The sequence below is a fragment of the Acidobacteriota bacterium genome (assembly GCA_028874215.1).
GTDB lineage: Bacteria > Acidobacteriota > UBA6911 > RPQK01 > JAJDTT01 > JAJDTT01.
Genome location: JAPPLF010000097.1, coordinates 43452 through 61423 on the forward strand (window position 1 = coordinate 43452; position 17972 = coordinate 61423).

Annotated in this window: 13 protein-coding genes; 7 read left to right on the forward strand and 6 right to left on the reverse strand. The window is 58.7% G+C overall.

Features of this window, described 5'->3' with window-relative positions:
* Positions 1-139: 139 nt before the first annotated feature.
* Entirely contained in the window at positions 140-2269 is a 2130-nt protein-coding gene (locus OXT71_19490; protein MDE2928572.1) for a CRTAC1 family protein, read from the forward strand.
* A 54-nt stretch (positions 2270-2323) separates the two neighbouring features.
* On the opposite strand, the gene OXT71_19495 is transcribed toward OXT71_19490, so the two are convergent.
* From OXT71_19495 to OXT71_19505, 3 genes are all read right to left on the reverse strand, one after another.
* Complete coding sequence (locus tag OXT71_19495) at positions 2324-4408, reverse strand: beta-galactosidase trimerization domain-containing protein (GenBank protein MDE2928573.1); 2085 nt, start codon at positions 4406-4408, stop codon at positions 2324-2326.
* An 80-nt stretch (positions 4409-4488) separates the two neighbouring features.
* Complete coding sequence (locus OXT71_19500) at positions 4489-5361, reverse strand: phytanoyl-CoA dioxygenase family protein (GenBank protein MDE2928574.1); 873 nt, start codon at positions 5359-5361, stop codon at positions 4489-4491.
* 74 nt (positions 5362-5435) lie between these two features.
* Complete coding sequence (locus OXT71_19505) at positions 5436-6323, reverse strand: MBL fold metallo-hydrolase (GenBank protein MDE2928575.1); 888 nt, start codon at positions 6321-6323, stop codon at positions 5436-5438.
* 302 nt (positions 6324-6625) lie between these two features.
* On the opposite strand from OXT71_19505, the gene OXT71_19510 reads away from it, so the two are divergent.
* The 5 genes from OXT71_19510 (at position 6626) to OXT71_19530 (ending at position 10929) form a co-directional block, all read left to right on the forward strand.
* Positions 6626-7786 carry a Xaa-Pro peptidase family protein gene (locus OXT71_19510; protein MDE2928576.1) on the forward strand — a complete coding sequence of 387 codons (1161 nt, stop codon included), beginning with the start codon at positions 6626-6628 and terminating at the stop codon, positions 7784-7786.
* A 66-nt stretch (positions 7787-7852) separates the two neighbouring features.
* Complete coding sequence (locus OXT71_19515; GenBank protein ID MDE2928577.1) at positions 7853-8698, forward strand: amidohydrolase family protein; 846 nt, start codon at positions 7853-7855, stop codon at positions 8696-8698.
* Positions 8699-9274: 576 nt separating this feature from the next.
* Positions 9275-9463 carry an amidohydrolase family protein gene (locus tag OXT71_19520; protein MDE2928578.1) on the forward strand — a complete coding sequence of 63 codons (189 nt, stop codon included), beginning with the start codon at positions 9275-9277 and terminating at the stop codon, positions 9461-9463.
* 42 nt (positions 9464-9505) lie between these two features.
* Positions 9506-9829 carry a TIGR04076 family protein gene (locus OXT71_19525; protein ID MDE2928579.1) on the forward strand — a complete coding sequence of 108 codons (324 nt, stop codon included), beginning with the start codon at positions 9506-9508 and terminating at the stop codon, positions 9827-9829.
* Positions 9830-9990: 161 nt separating this feature from the next.
* Entirely contained in the window at positions 9991-10929 is a 939-nt protein-coding gene (locus OXT71_19530; protein MDE2928580.1) for a hypothetical protein, read from the forward strand.
* Between the two features lie 76 nt (positions 10930-11005).
* Here the strand turns inward: OXT71_19530 and OXT71_19535 are convergent, their stop codons facing one another.
* Together OXT71_19535 and OXT71_19540 are read right to left on the reverse strand one after the other, a co-directional pair.
* Positions 11006-13030 carry a tetratricopeptide repeat protein gene (locus OXT71_19535; protein ID MDE2928581.1) on the reverse strand — a complete coding sequence of 675 codons (2025 nt, stop codon included), beginning with the start codon at positions 13028-13030 and terminating at the stop codon, positions 11006-11008.
* A gap of 167 nt (positions 13031-13197) precedes the next feature.
* Entirely contained in the window at positions 13198-14229 is a 1032-nt protein-coding gene (locus OXT71_19540; GenBank protein ID MDE2928582.1) for a molybdopterin-dependent oxidoreductase, read from the reverse strand.
* A 568-nt stretch (positions 14230-14797) separates the two neighbouring features.
* Between OXT71_19540 and OXT71_19545 the strand changes: the two genes are divergently transcribed.
* Positions 14798-15979 (forward strand): FAD-binding oxidoreductase, encoded by a 1182-nt coding sequence (locus OXT71_19545; GenBank protein ID MDE2928583.1) that lies wholly within the window; start codon positions 14798-14800, stop codon positions 15977-15979.
* Positions 15980-15996: 17 nt separating this feature from the next.
* Here the strand turns inward: OXT71_19545 and OXT71_19550 are convergent, their stop codons facing one another.
* A complete protein-coding gene (locus OXT71_19550) occupies positions 15997-17625 on the reverse strand; it encodes a CRTAC1 family protein (protein MDE2928584.1) in 1629 nt (542 codons plus the stop codon).
* Positions 17626-17972: the final 347 nt, after the last annotated feature.

The following is a 17972-nucleotide window of genomic DNA, read 5'->3' on the forward strand; positions in this document are numbered from 1 at the left end:
CATTCTGGGCCACCCCCAAGACATCCACCCGGTCCAGAACTCGGATCCCAAGAAGCCCCACCATCACCATTCCAAAACAGCCGGGCAGCACAAAAGGGGCCACGCGGTGGATCAAGACCAATCCCCGGGGCATCGCCGCATGCTCCAAACTCTTCGGGAGGTGGCAGACAGGGCGGCTGCGGGCGACCTTTACCTGGGTGATGGGGTCGTGCGCAAATTCCGCCGCCAGTTGGAAGAACTGAACCAGAGCCCTTCAGTCCCCGGGACTCCCTCCTATTGGATGGACCTGAACCGGTGGAACGTGCTGTTGGAACTGGGAGTCGCCGAGGTCCGGTTCGGTGAAGAGAAGGCCGGCATCGAGCACCTGAAGGCGGCTTACAATCTCCTTCCCAGTGTCCGCGACCGGCTCCAGCGGTCCAAGGTGGACCAGACCATCTTCGAACTGGGCGTGGCCTACATGCGGATGGGCGAGACCCAGAACTGTGTCGTTCAACACGGCGCCGAGCGCTGCATCCTCCCGCTTCGGGGAGAAGGGATCCACGCCCTACCGGAGGGGTCCACCCAGGCGATCCGGTATTTCACGGAAGTGCTGGAGTCTTCTCCTTCGGGAAAGGACTACGGATACTACTTTCCTTCCCTCTGGCTCCTGAACGTTGCCTACATGACGCTGGACCAATATCCGGATGGCGTGCCGGCCCGCTACCGGATTCCCGAATCGAAGTTTCAGACCCGTATCCCGTTCCAACGTTTTCGCAACATCTCCCAGAAACTGGGATTGGACAGCTTCAATCTGGCCGGCGGCGCCATCGTGGACGACTTCGACGGGGACGGATACCTGGACATCTTGACCTCAACCTGGGATCTCAGCGGCCCCATGGTCTACTTTCGCAACAACGCAGACGGGACCTTTCGGGAGATCTCCAGCGAAGCCGGTCTGGAGGGCATCTGGGGCGGCCTCAACCTGCTGCAGGCCGACTACGACAACGACGGCCACGTGGACGTCCTCGTCCTGCGGGGGGCATGGTCCGGCAAGGAGGGAGAGCAGCCCAACTCACTTCTGAGAAACCGCGGAGACGGGACCTTCCAGGACGTCACCTACGAAGCCGGACTGGCCGAGGTCTCCTATCCGACTCAGGTGGCCGGCTGGGCCGACTACGACAACGACGGCGATCTGGACCTGTTCGTGGGAAACGAATCCCTGGGGGATTACCGGGCGCCCTGGCAACTGTTCCGGAATCAGGGGGACGGCACCTTTCAGGACGTGGCCGCGCAGGCCGGCGTCAAGAACTACTTCTTCACCAAGGGGGTCGCCTGGGGAGACTACGATGGAGACCGCTATCCGGACCTTTACGTCTCCAACTACCGGGACCCGAACCGGCTCTTCCGGAACCGGGGAGACGGAACCTTCGAGGACGTCACGGCCAAGCTGAAGGTGGAAGATCCGGAGGAGAGCTTCCCGGCCTGGTTCTGGGACTACAACAACGACGGCCATCTGGACCTGTTCGTCTCCAGCTATGCGGGGCACATCGGCCACCAGGCCCGTCACCATATCGGGCTCCCCCCGGAATTCGAACAAGCCCGTCTCTACGAGGGCAACGGACAAGGCGGTTTTCGGGACGTGGCCCGCGAGCGGAATCTGGAAGTACCCATGCAGCCCATGGGGTCCAACTTCGGAGACCTGAACAACGACGGCTGGCTGGACTTCTACCTGGGTACCGGGGATCCCAGTCTCGCCAGCATCGTCCCCAACCTCATGTTCCTGAGCCAGGGTGGGCAACGGTTCGAGGACGTGACCATCGCCGGCGGGTTCGGTCATCTCCAGAAGGGTCATGGCGTCGCTTTCGCCGATCTCGACAACGACGGCGACCTGGATGTCTTCGAGCAGATGGGAGGCGCCTTCCCGGTGGACGGCTACAGCGACGCCCTCTACGAGAACCCGGGCACCGGCAACCACTGGCTTGCCATCAAACTGGTGGGCCGCGAGTCCAACGCTTCCGCCATCGGCGCCCGGATCCGGGTGCGGATCATGGAAGGGGGCGCGAGTCGATCAATCTACCGGCACGTCAACAGTGGAGGCAGCTTCGGGTGCAACCCCTTGCGTCAGACCATCGGTCTCGGTCAGGCCACTTCGGCCAGCGAGGTCGAGATCTTCTGGCCCACGACGGGCAAGACCCAGCGTCTCGGTGAGGTCAGTTCGGATCAGTTGATCCGGGTGGTCGAAGGTGAGGAAGGGTTCCAGCGAGTGCCGCTGAAGCGGCTCCGATTCTGACCTGCGTGAAGAAAACCTCCTGGATTTCCTCGCTCCCGATACGCGCTCCAGCGTTCAGAGTTGAATCACCACCAGCGTGTAGGTTTCCAGCCGGGGCAGCGTGCACCGGATCCGATTCCCTTCGGCTCGGAACTCCAGGTCGGAGATCTCTCCCCCGTCGGGCGACAGGGTGTAGATCTTCCGAACCGTCCCGGTCCCCGATCGGAGGTTGATCTGCAGGTCCCGGACCAGCGGGTTCTCTTTCACTCCGTAGTTGACGAGATGCAGGAGCAGGCGGTTCTCCCGTTCCTGGCGCAGCAACTCGGCGGTGACGGTCAGCGGGGCCTCCACTTCCAAGAGCGGATCGTTGCCCCCCGCCCAACGGACGAACTCCACCATTTCCTCCCAGTTGACCGGGAGGTGCCAATATTGGCTTTTCATGGGCTCCGTGGCCGGCTTCTCCACGGACGGCTTCACCTCCGGCAGGTAAACCACCCGGCCTTCCCCTTCGCGGCGCCGGACCGGATCGATGGCGAGAATCGCCTCGGGCCGAGGGGGCCAGGGCACGAATTCCGGCGCCTGGACGGCGAAGAGATCCGCCAGTCCGAAGTCGAGGCGGCGGCTTCTCCACGGAGTCAGCAGAGAGGTGTGTTCGGTGGCCACCAATCCCCCTCCCCGCTTCACGAAGTCGCGGATCTGGTCCATCTGTTCGTCGCTGAGGCACTCCTGGTCCGCCAGGACCAGAACCCGGTAGCGGGAGAGATCGGAGAGATGGCGGTCGAAGACGATGTCGAAGGGGACCTTGGCCTGGATCAGGGCCTGTTCGAAGAGATAGGTGCTCTGGTAGGGCCGGTCGTTGTTGAAGGCCATGGTGGCGTAGGAGTGGAGCACGGCCACGTCGGCGGCGCTCTCCGGCTTCCGGTAGTGGTCGAACCGGTCCCGGTAGAAGCGAATATAGCGCCGATGTGCCGGCGGTGGATCGGGATATTCCTGGATGCCTCCCACCATCCCCAGGCAACCCCGGTTGTAGGCCATGGCTTCGGCCACCATCAGGGGAGTCCGAAAGGTGTAGCTGAAGATCTTGTTTCCCAGGCCGGTGGCCGTCTTGTAGCTCCGGATCTTGGAGATCAGCACCCCGTCGGGGCTGATCCCGGCGTCGTTGCCCTCCTCCGTCCAGACGATGTCCGTATGCTCCAGGAGACGAGGATAGTCCACCCCCTGCTCCCAGACGGTGTTCACGCCCGACATGCCGATATGCGGGTTGTTCTCCACCGCAACCTGCGGATTGAGCCCGCGGATGTATTCCTTCATCTCCCGGTAGTACTCGGTCAACTGATGGCAGCGGAAGTCGGCCCACTCCTGGAAGAGGGGATCGGTGATGGTGGAGAGAGGGGCCTCGTGCGCCGGCGGGGTGACGTAGCGGAGATCGTTGAATCCCAGGCGCCGCTTCAAGGCCTCCGGCGTGTATTTGCGTTCCAGAAACTCCCGGAAGTCCTGGATAGCCAGGGGATGGAAGAACATGGGCCTGCGGGCCTGCGTGCTGGTGTTGTCGAAGTGGATCAGGTCCGCCTGGAAGTCCTCCACCGCCATGCGGACCACCTTCCGGATGTACTCCTTGTAGCCGGGATGGGCGAAGTAGACCCGCTTGCGGAACGTCTGGGTCCGTCCATAGTGAACCGGCTGCCCCATGTAGTCGGGCACGAACCAGGCTTCGGCCTCCGGCTTCTCCAGGAGGAAAGTCTCGTAGGCGACGGTGCTTCCGACGTAGACGCCCACGCGGATGCCGTGCTTGCGGCACAGTTCGGCCAACTTGCGGGCGTCGGCCAGATGCTCCGCCTCGGCCTCGAGCCCGAAGCCCTTGTAGAAGTGGAGCACGGCCATGGTGACGCCCAGTTCCTTCAACTGGAGGACCCGCTCCTCGGTGTGGGCCTGCTCGTACGCCTCGTCGTGCCACTCCCTCAGACTGCCCACCCGCCGCCGAAAGAGCAGCATGTCGTCCCAGCCCCCCACGATGATGATGGGCTCCTCGTCCAGCCACTCCGGTCTTTCCGAACCCGCCGTCTCCGGAGGAGCCCCACCCGGTTCGCCTCCCGGACCGCAGGAACCGGAAAATAAAAGAACCAGTACCGCTATGAAACCCCACATCGCACCATCTTCCATCAGAGTCTTTCCTGTCCGGGGCAAGGTACGTTTCGATCCGCGGCGAGGAATGACCGAGTCCTGTCCCCCAATAGGATGGATCAGCTCCAACGGCCGGGGGAAATGCCCGCTGCATGCTTCGCCATGTTGTCCGGGCGGTTCGGCAGATCGAAATCGATGTTCCGCGTGTTGAGGCTCCTGAAATACTTTCGGACGGCCGGAGGGAGACCCGCCACCCTCTCCGGGTCGCGGTCGGGAACGTCTTCTATAGGACCCGCCCAAGTGGGCCGGTAGGCGATGGCCAGCATGCGGCGAGTCCGGTCGCTGTAGTTGGGAAAGTTGGCATGAAACACCTTCTGGTTGATGATCGCTGCCGAGCCGGCTCGGCAGGTCACCATCAACTCATCGTCGTGGGAAAGATAGCGGTTGTAGGGGTTGGCATCGCGGTGGAGCGAAAGGTGGGAGCGCGGGATCACCTTGAACGGGGAGCACTCCGGAGTGAGATCGTCCAGGTAATAGAGAACGCGAACCAAACAGGGCGAGCTGGCCTGGACTCCGAATATCTTGGAGCCGTAGGGCTGGGAATCGGTGTGAATGGCGATTCCCGGGTGACCCGGCCTGGATTCGGTGTAGGTGCAGGAGGTGCAGATCAGCTCGTCGCCCAAGAGTTCCTCCAAGAACCCTACCGTGGCCGGAAAGGCGATCACCGACGTCGTTCGAGGCGAGTCGGTCCACTGCAGATTGGGACAGCTTCGCTGATGGTCGCTGTAATCGGTCGGCCGGGTCGTGACTCTGGAGATCTCCCGGCGGATTTCCTCCATCAGTTCCTCGCTCAGCAGATCCGGAATGACGACAAAACCCTCCAACTCGATGGAACGAATCTGTTGGGCGCGGGTCAGACCGTACCAATGGCTTTCCGGGACCCGGTTCGCACGCTCCAGACTTTCTCGACTGTTGGTGAAAGATGCGTCCATTTCTCTATCCATCCTCCCTTCGTTCTTCCCGGAAGCCCGAAACAGTCTCCCGTCCGTCACGTCGAGACTCGAGTTTAGAGTGGTGCTTCTGCGAGACCAATCGATTCGGGGGAGACGACAGTCAGATCTTCTCCAAAAATGACCGTGCCCCGAAAGATCTCACGAACTTCCGAGATGACCTGTTCTCGCACTCCCGGCCTGTCGATCTGTCCCGTAATATGAGTCAGAACGACCGTTTCGACACCCGCGTCCCGGGCCAGTCTGCCGATCATTCCGGGGCTCCCGCAACCCCTCGCCATGGCCTCGTTGAACTCCGTGCCCGTGAGGAAGTGGCACATGTGAATGAGAACGTCAGCACCTTCCGAAAAGGAGACCATGCGATCGGTCGGACCTGAGTCTCCACTGTAAACCAGAGTGTACTCCTCCGTTTCCAAACGATAGGCCAAGCACCGCAGATACGGCTGAGCATGGGGGACCTCAATGGACCGAACCGTCCAATGGTCTCCCCGAAACTCGGCCCCATGCTCCGCCTCGGCAATGACGGGCCGCGGCCGTTCTCTTGTCCCCGTGCCGCCACGGGCATGGTAGAGCGCTACGCTGGCTTCGTTCCTGGTCCGGGCCTGCAAATCGGAATCGAATACCCCGTCCCTATCAAACAAGGCTTCCACGATTCGTTGGATCGGCCGGGGACCATAGATCTTCAACTCGGGAATCTTCCCTGCCCCCTGATCCCAGCGCTGAAGAACATAGTGGGGAAGATCAGTGCAGTGATCGTAGTGCCAGTGGGTCACAAAGAGTTGTGTGACCTCGGTCGGCTGTTTCCCCGTCTCGAGAAAACGCCGGTAGGAACCGGGCCCGCAGTCGAACACAAAAACTTCTGACGGCGTTTCCACCAGGTAGCCGGAACCGGCACGCTTGACCGAGGGTGTCGGCGACCCGGTACCCAGTATAGTGATCCTCATGCGGACCATCCCCCGTTGCTACGGACCAAGACCGGCCCTGACTATTGGTTGCTTCCCGATTTTTCCCTGGAAGGTCAGCTCCTTCATGTCGCAATGAAAACGCGGGTCTCAAGTAACGGGAAATGCGGAACCCACAACCACACTGCCGTTTTCTTCCTCCCGATTTTCTTATAAATTATCAAAGAAAATAACTTCTGGCCGAAGTTTTCTGGGGTGAGTCGGTGCGGGTTCCCTCCAGAATTCTCGAACCGGACAGAAGGCATGCGGGTTCGGTGACAGGAGTTTCCTCGAAGAGATCTGCAATGTTGTTTTCTCCCGAAGAATATCAACAACGTCAGAACAGGATTCGAGCAGAATTGCAGACTGCCCGTCTGGACGCCCTTCTGGTCAGCGGGGACGACAACATCACCTACTTTGCCGGCATCCGTTCCCTCCTGCCCCGTTTGATCCAGACCCGCCCTCTCTTCGTTCTGATCCCCGTCAGCCAAGATCCGGTCGTACTGATCCATAATTCTCGAGTCGTCGACACCCGGGTCAATTCGCCCATCTCAGAGGTGAGAACGTATACGACTTCCGACGAAGTTCCTTATGGTTGTGCACCATTTGCCGAATTGGCGGATCTCCTTCGAGAACGCGGTCTGGAGCGTGGCAGAATCGGTGCAGAGCTGGGGCATGACACCAGAATGGGGATGCCCGTTGGAGACTTCGAGCGGCTGCGCGCGAGACTTCCGGAGGCGCAGTTTCGGGATGCCTCGGATCCAATCTGGAAGGTGCGCATGCGAAAGTCACCTGCCGAATTGGAGTTATTGAAGCAGTCCGCTGAGATCACGGGAGAGGCACGGCAGCGGACATTCGCCCAGTTAAAGCCCGGCATGACGGATGGGCAGGTCCTGAATCGCTTCTTCCGGGAAATCCTCGAGGTGGGGGGTGACCGCCCGTCGTTCGGGTTTGTGGCGGCGGGTCCGCTGCAACCGGAAATTCCACTATTTGGAGTGCCCACGGGCCGGCCGCTCGAAATGGGGGACCTCATCTGTCTGGACGGAGGGTGCTGGGTGCAGGATTATAGTTGCGATTACGATCGCCTGGCCGTTCTAGGCCGTCCGAGTCACCGGCAGCAGGACCTGTACCAAAGGCTGCGTGATTTGAACGACAAAATGGTGGAATTATTTCGTCCCGGCGTGAGCACGGCCGAAGTCTATGAGGTTTATGTCGCCGAGTGTCGCCGACACAAACTTCCGAATCCAGGAGTCATCGTGGGGCATGGAATGGGCATGCTTTTGGGTGAGCCTCCCAGGGTCGCCCCCTGGGATGAAACGGTCTTGGAACCGGGAATCGTCTGTAGCAGCGAGCCCTATTTCCTGCCGGAGGATGGTCCTCTGGTTTGGGAGGACCTTTTGGTCATCACCGAATCCGGTCACGAACTCCTGACGACGGAGAGTCCGGATCTTTTCGTGGTTGATTAGCCCCTTGCCGGCGGTGAGGAGATTGAAACCTGTTTCGAAATTCCCAAGGGTGGGATTGAGGACAAAGTGAACCGAAGAGGGTTTTTGACTGGCTGCCTCGGCGGTCTTGCATCCGGATGGGTCAGCCGTCGAATTGCTGCCGAGCCAAGCCCCCGACCCATAGTCGTCGATGCCCACGTCCACGCCGGCTACATGGGCATGTGGGGCCAGCGCGAGATCTCTTTCGAAGAGACCCTGACAGCGGCTGATGCAGCGGGGATCGACAAATTGTGCGTCTCGTCCACATTGTCGTTGACATTGGACATGAAGGAAGGCAACCAAGCTGTCTACGAGTTAATGCAACGTTACCCGGACAGGGTGATCGGGTTCGCCGCCCTTCCCAGTCCATACTTTGGGCAGCAGGGACTCGACGAGATCAGACGCGCCGTCGAGTACTACGGAATGAAAGGGATTGGAGAACTTGTAACCAGACCAACTTACCCAGCGGACCTGCCCGGCTGGACGGCGCTGTTGGAAACGGCGGCGGATCTGCATGTCCCCGTTCTTTTGCATGCTGTCGCCGGCCCTTGTGCCCGCGTTGCCGAAGCCGTGCCAGAGGCGACCATCCTGCTTGCCCATATGGGCGCCGGCAACGGAATCGCTCCCAACGAGTGGTCGGATGCCATCGAAATGGCCAAGCTCCACCCCAACGTCTACCTTGAAACGGCCCAGTCGGACACCTCATATGGCCAGATGGAACTGGCGGTCCAGGAATTGGGTCCGGAACGGATCGTCTTTGGGACCGATTCGCCATTGCTCGACCCGGCCGTACAGAAAGCGAAAATAACGGGTTCGGACATCACCTCCAAGGCGAAGGATCTCATCCTGGGCCCCAACCTGGCCCGGATTTTGGACATCTCTCCGAGCCTTTGAAAAGAGTCCCCATGCTGTTCGACTTAAACGGCTTCCTCGGTCCGTGGCCCTTTTGGCAGGTTCGTCATCAGACTCCCAAATCCGTGCTGACCCTCATGGACCGGCACGGGATCGATGTCCTGGCCGTGTGCGCCACGCGTTCGATTCTCTCGGACTGGAAACTGGGAAACGAAGAAACCATCCAGGCCGCCACGCACAACCCGAACCGTTTTGTGGCCTTTGTGTCGATCAGTCCTATCCTTCCGGCGTCCGAGTTGGTGCGACAGCTGGAAAGCTACAAACGGGCGGGCGTCAAGGGGATCAGGCTCTACCCTCAGCACCAGTCCTATTCCCTGACCGGACTCGCCGGATCTTCAGTGATCCTCCAGAAGGCACAGGAGCTTTCGCTCTCTGTGGTGCTGCCGATCCGGGCGATCATGCAATGGGGATTGCCCGAGCTGGATACGGGAACGATTGAAGCCGTCGTCACGCGCCATCCCCGTCTTACGTTCATTCTTTCCGGGGTGAATTACAGTAAGACCCTTTGGGCCTACGACCTCGTGCGGCGCCGGCACAACGTCTCTCGAAATCTCCGGAATGCAAGGGTTTCGCGCCCTCGAAGACGCCGTTCATCGTATCGGCGCCGAGAAGATCTTGTTCGGCAGCGGCTTGCCTCTGCTATACCCGGCCTGCAGTCTTGCCAAGTTGGCATCGGCCAGAATCACCAGGGTCGAAAAAGAGGCCATCTCCGGAGGCAATGCCCGCAGGCTCCTGAGAATGAATTGATGATTCGGGGGAGAGGCTCCGTTCGCAGGAGGGAATTCACTTGTGAAAGCGAAGAAGGTCCGGATTACCGTGTTGCGCAAAACCTTCAATCAAGACTTCGTCGATGCCTACACGGATGGCTTTGAGTGGAAGCCACGTGGTTGTTGCCATGATTTTGCGGTGGGCCAGGAGTTTTTCTCGGATGGGCACATGCCTGACGGCTTCAGCGACTGGGCGTGGACGGACATTCAGAAATACGTCGTGGTTCTGGCCCGTGGGGGCAACATGGTCGGTGTAAAACCTGGGGTCTTCGTGACTTGCTGCACGGATGGTTTCAGACCCGTGTTCTTCAAATTAGAGCGGGTTGAGGAGGACGAATCGGCTTGACTGGATAGTTACGGATTACGGAATGTCTGGCACCGATACCTGATATCTGAGGGAGGGACGAATCGATGAGTAAAGAATCAACGGCGGCGGACCACTCCGAGGTCTCCAGGCCAGCGTGCGATTCAGCTGCCCAAAAGGGAGCTTTGTGGCTGAAGGCTCAAATGCGGGAAGACGGCTCGCTACGTCACGCTTCAAGCCTGAGTGACTACTACAAAGTCTGCTACGGTCTTGCGGTGACAGGTCACAATGCTGCCACGGAACGAATGCTCGACTACTTCGCCGGCAGATTTCTAAAAGAAAATGGCGACCTGGACGGAACCGGCTGCCCATGGTTCGAAGATTTTCGCATTTACGCCCATGGTTGGATCATTGTGGCGGCCATGGCAAGAGGTCGGTTCGATGTCGCCTATCCAATCCTGAGATTCCTCTCCACTTTCCACGATAGCCGCAGTGGCGGATTCTTTACGACCGCTGAAGGACGAGAACAAGGAGAGGGCTCTCAAGAGATCATGACGACAGCCATGGCCGGGATTGCGTGCGTATGGGGAGGCCGATTGGACTTGGCGCGAGCAACCGGGAGCTGGATGAGAAACCTCTACGACGAGCAACCTGACCTGTCGAGACGACTCTGTTTCGTCTGGCACTCTCGTGACGGACTCGTCGCAGACTTTCCGGAAGATCGAGCGAAAGAGTATTGCGTATCCACGGCGGAGGTGAGTCAACGTTATTACCAGTACGGTATTGCCGCTGCGTTTCTAACCTCCTTGCATACCGCCACCGGTGAGCAGCAATGGTTGAAACTGGCTCAACAATTCCTGGAGGCGACCCGATATTGCGCCAAGGACGTTTATCGTCAGCCTCAGAGCGGGAAAATTGGGTGGGGGGCGGCCTGGACGTATCGGTTGACGAGAGATCCCAGGGATCGTGGTATTGCGGAGGCTGTGCAGGAAGGATTACTGGCCCTGCAAAGCGAGACGGGTTGGTGGAGCGTCCTGAATGCCTACGACTACGAAATGACGAAGAGTCCTGAACCTTCTGCCGATATCACAGGCGAGTTCGTGGCTCATCTGGGAAATATGGAACTGGCCTTGCAAACGTAGTCGCGGGCCACACTGCCGGCCACCGAAAATCTTCTCATCTCTACACCCGTGATATTCGTCTGAGCCAAATCTCGGCTCACCGCAGGGGATTGCCACTGCCTGCCTTGACCTCGCTCGCCGAGACCGGAGAAGCTTCTTGCGGCGAGCGGGTACGATCTCTTGCAGGAGTCAGCTGTTGGAGGATCTCAAGCCGCCGGAACGACAATTCCAGTCTTCCGGCATCCCGATAGGCCAGGGCCAACTGGTAGTGGGCGGATTCGGACAACGGGTCCAGTTCGAGCGCACGGCGGAAGGCTTGGATTGCCTCTTCGAAGCGTTCTTGAGCCCGATAGACTCGTCCGCGCAATAGATAGATATCCGGGTCGCTCGCCCGAATTTGCTCCGCTTCGTCCAGCTCTGCCAGCACCTGAACGAAGTAAGGCTTTCCCTTACGGAAGAGGAAGCCGGCCAACGCCGTCGAGACCATCACATCCGGGGGTGGACGCTCATTCCTGGTTTGGAGGACTTGAATGGCCTCATCCACTTGTCCCATGGATTCGTAGGCCTGAGCCAGAGGCATATAGGCCTCCACCTGAGCAGCGTTCCGCGCGATCAATTGGCGGAGAATAGCCGTAGCCCGTTCATATTCACCCGCAGCACTATAAGTGCGTCCGAGGTGCAACACGAGATCCGTCGAATCGGGTATTGTCTTGCACCCTCGCTCCAGAACCTCAATGGCCTCTGTGAACTCCTGTCCCTCCCGAAATAATTCAGCCAGAACCAGATAGTTCCTTCCGATCCCAGGAGCCAGTCTCACCCCCAACTGGAGATGTTCGATTGCCTTTTGCTTCTGTTTGGTGTTGAGATAGCTGATCCCAGCCACAGTGGCTGCAGCCCCCTTCAGATCTGGCCTCACCGCTTCATTCTTCAGGATCTCAAGGGCATGGCGAAGGGCGTCCGAGTAAGCTCCGCCCTGGCTTTGCAAAATCGCCATATTCAGTTTGGCTTCCGGAGCGGAATGAATCTCGGTTTCTCCCCTTAAGAACTGGCCTAAGGCCAGATCCTGCTCCTGCTGCTCATATAGAAACTGCCCTAGTTCCAGGTGGATCGCCTTTCGAGGGAGGTTCAGACGGGAAAGGCGACGAAGGTAGTGGCGGGCTTTTCCCTTATCGCCACCCAGGACGCTCAGCTTGACCAAGTCCGAGAGAAACAGCGGGTGGTCCGGGCTCAGGGCCAACAGCCGGCTCATAAACTGCTGAGCTGTCGAGGACTCGACCCCTTCAACCAGAGCCGACACCACCCGATCATGGACTTCGGGCGAGCCAGCGCCGGCCATCAATACCTTCTTTAGCACGGCCAGCCCATCCCGAGTGCGGCCGAGCCCCAGACGAACCGAGCCCAGGAGGAGATGGTTTTCCAAATTTTCAGCTTCCTGCGCGAGGGCTTTCTGGATTTCCCGCTCCGCAGCCGCATAGTCTTTCCGGCCCAGATTGACACGCGTCAGCAGGCGATGAAAATCAGGATGACCCGAGAGTTGAGGGCGCAGCGCAATCAGCAGGTCTCCTGTCTCCTGAAATTTGTCCAGTTGTAGCCAAGCTTCCCCCAGCACCAGCGCGTAAGCCGGCTGCGAGGAATCGAGCTGGTGAGCCCTCCACAATCTGGCCGCGGCCTCTTCGTAAAAACCCGCACCCAGCAAGACCGCTCCCAGACGACCCAGAATCGGCGCATGGTCTTGATATTGACGCGAAATCCTCTCGACCTTTTCGAAACCCTGCAGAATCTTCTGTTCATCCAGATCGATCTGCAGTTCCAGCAAGTCCAGTCGAAGATCGCTGGAAACCAGACCTCTGCCGCGCGAAATGGTTTGCCGGGCCACTCGAAACTCCTGCAGCGAGGCTTCGATCTGTGCCCGTGCCACCAGGATGTCGATCGTCGATGGGGACAAGGTCTCGGCCGTCTTCAGGCACGTGTAAGCTTCTGCAAAACGACCCGCAGCGGCGAGAGTGATGCCGAGACGGAACTGGGCATCCGCACTGTCAGGCCTCAGACGGGTTGCCTCTTGAAACTGATCCGCTGCCTCACGGAGACGGTTCTGATTGAATGCTGACTGCCCCTCCTGCATCACAGAGACAAATCGATCGTCACTTTGTCCCGAGTGCGATCCTGCTTGAGGGAAACCGCTCGATCCCACAGGGGCGGACAGGCCTCGACCCCCGATCAGAACCCCCAGCAAAATAAACAGGAGTGCCCTTCTTGCAGCCATATTCAACCGCTCGCAGCTCAATCGATTTAAACCACCGTACATTTCACCGGGAAACAGCTGTTCAGCTCGTAGCCGTCCCGGCGATTGGGGTCTCGGGTGAGAGGTTGGTGATTTCCCGCTCGGTCCCATGCCCGGCTGAGGAGCACGTGTTGGCCGCTGCCGGCTTCCCATGCACAGCGCCACCGCACCCACGTGAAGGGGAGAGGCTTCGACTCGAGCTCGGTCGGATTCCAAGTGCGGCCTCCATCGAAGCTGACTTCGACTCCTTCGACCTCGCTGGCTCCCGACCAGGCAAATCCCCACACCGTATGGCGGCCCGGAGGCCAACGGCTTTCGTGGACTGGAACGGCGATCCTCGACTTGATGAGAAGACTGGACACCCGGGACGTGATCACTCCTCCCTCAGCAGTTCCCACCTCTCTCAGGTAAAGCCGGTCCATTCCACTCGAGTAGAAGGCGTCCGGACGATCCTCCTCTTTGAGGATCACAATGCGGCTCAACCATTTGACCGAATCGGTAGCATAGTGTCCGGGAACCAGGGCGCGTGCGGGAAATCCGTGTTCTGACGGAAGAAATCGGCCGTTCATTTTGAATGCCACCAGGGTCTCAGGAGCCATACACTTTCTGAGAGGGACGATCCGGGTAAAAGGATAGCTCGGAAGCGACGGCCCCAGACTTCCGGAATCAGCTCCTTGGAGCAGGACCCTAGAGGCCCCTTCCCTAACACCCGCTCTACGCAGCAGGTCGGACACCATCACTCCTTCCCACAGAGCGTTGCTGGCGGCAAGGTTGTCGCCTCCGAGGTCGAACCCAGCACACTCCAGAACCGCCTCCAACCGTGTGATCTCGGCCTCGAGCAAATCACTCATCTGAATCTCAAATGGACGGGCGACATGGCCTTCGACCCGAAGCCTCCAGCTCTGCAACGACAGATTCGGCTCCGGGAAATGGCTGCGAACAAAAAAGAGATCGTTGGGAGTCAGCCTCCCTTCGACTGCCCGAAGGGTCGTGGACCCCAATATTGGCTGCCCGCGCAGGGATCGAGTCCACGGGGCCATCACCAAGCCAGACAGGATGGTGAACCAAGTCCGGCGGGGCAACGCTTCTGAAATCGGTCGCGATTCCAGTTGACTCAAATTCCTACGCTTCGTCATCGGCCGCTCTGACGCGCCTCCTGTCTTCTGAGAACCGTCCTTCCGAATTAGCAGAACATGGAGAAGTAATTCCAACGATAGCAAAAACTTCTCCCGGGGACGTACCGGCTCTGCTGTAACATGGAGATGTGGCTTATCATCGCGCCTTCGTCGACGAAGAACCGGGATCATGGACGGGATCCGGAGATGCTCCAGACGAAGAAGGGAAAACAGTGGAATTTCAGGAGGAAGGCGCTACTCGATGCTGCGCGGAACTCTCACCACGGACTTTTCGACTGCGGCGCCTTCAGCCTGACTCTGGGTTTTGAGGTCTTGCGGGGAACGCCCACCAAAGCGTCCCGATTCCAGCCCAAGAATCGGACTTCCCGCATTGGTCCTGGCTCGTGTGGTAAGAGCGCTAAGGGGTTGCGACTTGCATCGTAGTTTCAGTATCGTGGAGAATATATAATTTATATTTTGGAGACGAAGCGGCATGGGGACGAGTAGAACAACCGATATCATCATCATTGGTGCTGGCGTGTATGGTTGCAGTGTCGCATACAATCTGGCCAAGAACGGCGCTAGGAATGTGGTGCTCCTTGAACGTAAGGCGATTTGCTCGGGAGGCACGGGGAAATCTTGCGCCGCCTCGCGCACCCACTATTCGATCCAGGCAAACCTCATCCATGCCGTCGAAAGCTTGAAGATATTCGAGGATTTCCCCGAGATCGTTGGCGGCGATGCCGGTTTTCGCCGTACGGGCTACTTGATCCTTGGCCCAGAGGGATACGGCGAACCGATGCAGGCCGTGTTTCGCAGACAAAATGAATATGGTATCGACACCCAGACAGTCTCGCGTGATGAAGCCGCGCGGATCCACCCTCTGCTCTATCTCGACGATGTTGACGTCATCGGCTACGACACACGTGGCGGTTACTGCGATCCCTACTTGACCACGACGTCTTACGCTCGGCGCGCTCAAGAGCTAGGGGTGACCATACAGACCAATACTCCGGTGACCGGCATCCGCCTTAATGGGGAAGTAAAGACCGTCCAGACTCCCCGCGGCGACTTCGAATGCTCGATAGTAATTCTGGCCGCTGGTCCGTGGACCCAGGTGCTCGGGCAAATGATCGGTGTCGAGTTTCCTTATGTCGTTAGCCGGCACAAAGTCATCACGCTAAAAAGCGATCAACCCTACCAATACGACTGGCCCATTGTGAAAGACCTGACGACGCCTGACAAAATATATCTTCGATCGGACAGCGGAGGAACGGTGCTCATCGGCACGGGTGACCACGGTGACCCGATTGACGATCCGGATTCCCTAACCGACCATGTCGATCAAGCGCACATCGCCCGCATCGACGCCTTGATTTCCAAACGGATGCCTGAGTTTTTCGCCAAGGCAGAATGCACGGCAACCTGGACCGGCCCTTACGATATTACCCCCGATTGGAACCCGCTGGTGGGCCCGGTACCGGGCCTGGAGGATATTTACGTTGCCGTTGGGTTCAGCGGCCACGGCTTCAAGCTGGCCCCGACGATTGGCGAAGCTTTGGCTCAGAGCGTGCTTGGCCTGGAACCTCGAGTGCCCATCAGCGAGTACTCCATGACACGCTTGAGCCAGGGAGAAGCGCTACACGGCGCATACGGGATTGGCTCAATTTCGTAGTGACGTGGCATCGTCTGTTAGCGTAAAGTTCCCGGTTTGGTCGCGGTGCTTCCTTCTTCCAGAAAAATCAGTTGCCGGGGTTGGACGTTGTAAAGAGAATCGCGGACCCCGCTGGGCCAGGAAACAGTTACTTCGAGAGGGCCCTCATACTCGCCCAGGCCAAAATGCGCCCGATAGTCACTGGCCGCAAGATAGCTTCCGGAGGACGTGACCTGAGCTGACAAGCGTTTCGGACCGGCTTGGAGCTCCACAAGAGCTCCGAATCCGTTTCGGTTGGATTGCTTGCCGATCAGTCTCAATTGTAACCAGGGATTTCGGTTGCCCCCCTCATTGCGAAGCAGTTGCGGGCTTCCACCACAATTGCTGACCAGTACATCGAGGTCTCCATCATTGTCGTAGTCCGCCCATGCCAGACCGCGGCTGACCTGAGGAGCCTTCAACGCCTTACCCCGTATGGAAGTCACGTCCTGGAAACGAGCGGCCACGTTCTCCAGGAGGACTTTCGGCTGCCGATACGTTGCTCCGGTCCGGACCTTCTCGGCGTTGTCCAGGACGTGGCCGTTGGCGACCAAGAGATCCAAGTCGGCATCGTTGTCCACGTCCACCATGGCCAAGCCGAACCCTACATATGGCCGGGTGGGAATCTGAACTCCGGTCCGGGAACTCATGTCCTCGAAGTAACCGTCCCCGCGGTTTCTATATAGCGCCAGATATTCCCGATCGAAATTGGTCACCCCAATGTCGAGGAATCCGTCACCGTTGTAGTCGGCGGCCACGGTTCCCATGCCCGCCTGCTGTTCGCCATTCTCCCCACGAGCCGTGCCCGACAACAATCCTATCTCGGAGAAGGTTCCGTCGCCCTCGTTCTTGAAAAGAAAATTGTCAACACTATCGTTGGCTACGTAAACGTCAACCAAGCCGTCCCGATTGTAGTCAACCGGAGCCACGCCCAAACCCTTGCCGCTTGGCAGGGCGATGCCGGCCTCTTGACTGACGTCGGAAAAGGCCCCCTTGCCGTCATTTCGGTACAAGACATCGGAGACGCCGTTGTAAGGTGATTTGCAGTAGGAAACGAGGGATGCATAACGGCAGATCTCATAGTTCTCAAACGAATGATCAAGGTAGCTGGCCACATAAATGTCCAAGTCACCGTCATTGTCATAGTCAAGGAACGCGGCACTGGTACTCCAACGGCCATCGCCTCCGACCCCCGCCGCCTGTGTCACATTTCCAAAGGTTCCGTTCCCATGGTTGCGATAAAGGAGATCCGGCCCGCCAAAATGGGTTAGAAAAAGATCGTCAAAGCCATCGTTGTCGTAATCTCCTACGGCGACCCCCATTCCATAAAACTGATTCGCCTCAATTCCTGAAGCAGTTACCCGCTGGAAGGTCCCGTCTCCGTGGTTCCGATACAGGACGTGATCGAAGGAGAGACTCTGGTCAGACCCAGGAGTCCAGCCGCCGTTGACAAGAATAATGTCCAAGTGGCCATCGGCATCGAAATCCAGAAAGCCGCAGCCCGATCCCATGGTTTCGACGACGTATTTGTTGGGCGATGGTGAATTTCGGTGGATGAAACTGATCCCGGCGTTTGCGGTCACGTCCAAAAATTTGATGGAGGAATCGGTGGACTGCGACAGACCCAATACTCCGGAGGAACCTAGAGCGAGAATGAACGCGCCTACAGCCAACACATGCTGCTTCATCTATTCCGTATGCCTTACGGAGCGAAATTACGCCCGCACCTAAACAAGCCAACCATGGGGGCCATCAATTTGTTGCTCGTCGAACATGGGATTCCCCCCACAGAAAGGAAATCTTCCGACCTACAGAGTCTCTCGTCAGCTGTCCGGCGACAGCAACGGTACCTTCTGGAGGCAACCTCTTAGATCGATCACGACATCGGATCGACCGTTCACAGGACCCTATTGTTCATAATGCATGGACACCTCTTGGAGCAACTGGTAGTTACCACCTGCAGCGGAACCACGCC

What these genes read in the sequence shown, in the direction of transcription:
- OXT71_19490 (MDE2928572.1), top strand. Translation starts at nt 140, where the DNA reads ATGCTCCAAACTCTTCGGGAGGTGGCAGACAGGGCGGCTGCGGGCGAC.
- OXT71_19495 (MDE2928573.1), bottom strand. Translation starts at nt 4,408, where the DNA reads ATGGAAGATGGTGCGATGTGGGGTTTCATAGCGGTACTGGTTCTTTTA.
- OXT71_19500 (MDE2928574.1), bottom strand. Translation starts at nt 5,361, where the DNA reads ATGGACGCATCTTTCACCAACAGTCGAGAAAGTCTGGAGCGTGCGAAC.
- OXT71_19505 (MDE2928575.1), bottom strand. Translation starts at nt 6,323, where the DNA reads ATGAGGATCACTATACTGGGTACCGGGTCGCCGACACCCTCGGTCAAG.
- OXT71_19510 (MDE2928576.1), top strand. Translation starts at nt 6,626, where the DNA reads ATGTTGTTTTCTCCCGAAGAATATCAACAACGTCAGAACAGGATTCGA.
- OXT71_19520 (MDE2928578.1), top strand. Translation starts at nt 9,275, where the DNA reads ATGCAAGGGTTTCGCGCCCTCGAAGACGCCGTTCATCGTATCGGCGCC.
- OXT71_19530 (MDE2928580.1), top strand. Translation starts at nt 9,991, where the DNA reads ATGCGGGAAGACGGCTCGCTACGTCACGCTTCAAGCCTGAGTGACTAC.
- OXT71_19535 (MDE2928581.1), bottom strand. Translation starts at nt 13,030, where the DNA reads ATGCAGGAGGGGCAGTCAGCATTCAATCAGAACCGTCTCCGTGAGGCA.
- OXT71_19540 (MDE2928582.1), bottom strand. Translation starts at nt 14,229, where the DNA reads ATGGCCCCGTGGACTCGATCCCTGCGCGGGCAGCCAATATTGGGGTCC.
- OXT71_19545 (MDE2928583.1), top strand. Translation starts at nt 14,798, where the DNA reads ATGGGGACGAGTAGAACAACCGATATCATCATCATTGGTGCTGGCGTG.